Source organism: Kribbella qitaiheensis, assembly GCF_042657745.1.
Taxonomy (GTDB): Bacteria; Actinomycetota; Actinomycetes; order Propionibacteriales; family Kribbellaceae; genus Kribbella; species Kribbella qitaiheensis.
On sequence record NZ_JBHSKE010000039.1, the window covers coordinates 1 to 1,080 of the forward strand.

Consider the following 1,080-nt stretch of genomic DNA (forward strand, 5'->3'; position numbering starts at 1 on the left):
CCACCGACACCAGCCATGCTGCACCAGTGAGCGCTTCGCGTCCCTGCGGGATCGGAACAAGTTCCGACGCTTGACTCACACCACCCCGACTAGGGAAGGAACGCAGCTATCCCGGAGCCGCTGAGAGGTGTGGCGACAGGGGCCCGAGAAGTTCCTTCGCCCAGACGTTCGGGGAGATGGCCTGCCCAGACGTTCGGGGAGTTGGCTTGCCTGGACCGTCGGGGAGATGGCTTGGCCCCCCGGGGGCAGCGGGCCTCCGAGAGCGGCACTTTGTGCACCACCTGAGCAGATCCCGGCGATCCGGACGCTCAGCCGGTGCACAAGGTGGGGCCTCGGACACCAAGCCGGGACCTCGGGAGCCTGTTGCTTTTTGGGTGACGCGCCTGGGTAGGTCCTGGCTGGGGTCGGGTGGTGTTGGAAAGATCTGGGGATGGCGAAGACGTACCGGCCGGTGGATCGTGCGCAGGAGTTTTTGCTGCCGCCGTCGATGGTGGACTGGCTTGGGGATGATCATCTGGTGTGGTTCGTGATCGCGGCGGTGGAGCGGTTGGACACGGCGCGGTTTCATGCGCGGGCGAGGCTGGGCGGGGTGGGCCGGCGGGGTTACGACCCGGACATGTTGTTGACGTTGTTTGTGTATGCGATGGCGCATGGGGAGTCGTCGTCGCGGCAGATCGAGCGGTTGTGTCACACCGATGTGGCGTTCCGGATCATCTGCGCCTCCGATGTGCCGGATCACACGGTGGTGGCGCGGTTCCGCAAGAATCACGAGCAGGCGTTGACCGACCTGTTGACCGAGTCGCTGGTGCTGGCCGCGGAGTTGGGGATGGTGTCGCTGGGGGTGGTGGCCTTCGACGGCACCAAGATCGCGGCGAATGCCAGCAAGGACGCGAACCGGACCGAGGCGCGCCTGCGCGAGCTGGCCGAGGAGTTCGTGGCCACGGTCGCTTCGACCGACGAGGCCGAGGATGTGTTGTTCGGGCAGGAGGTTCGCGGTGACGAACTGCCGCCGGTGGTGCGGGACCGCACCGGTCGGGGTGAGCGGATCACGGCCGCGCTGGCGCAGATCGCGGCGCGCCG

The 1,080-nt window shown here is 67.1% G+C and carries 1 protein-coding gene; it reads left to right on the plus strand.

The genetic code is table 11. From position 1 onward, the window contains the following. Positions 1-430: 430 nt before the first annotated feature. On the plus strand, positions 431-1,080 hold a 650-nt coding region (locus ACFPJ1_RS25425; protein ID WP_380107614.1), incomplete at its 3' end, for a transposase.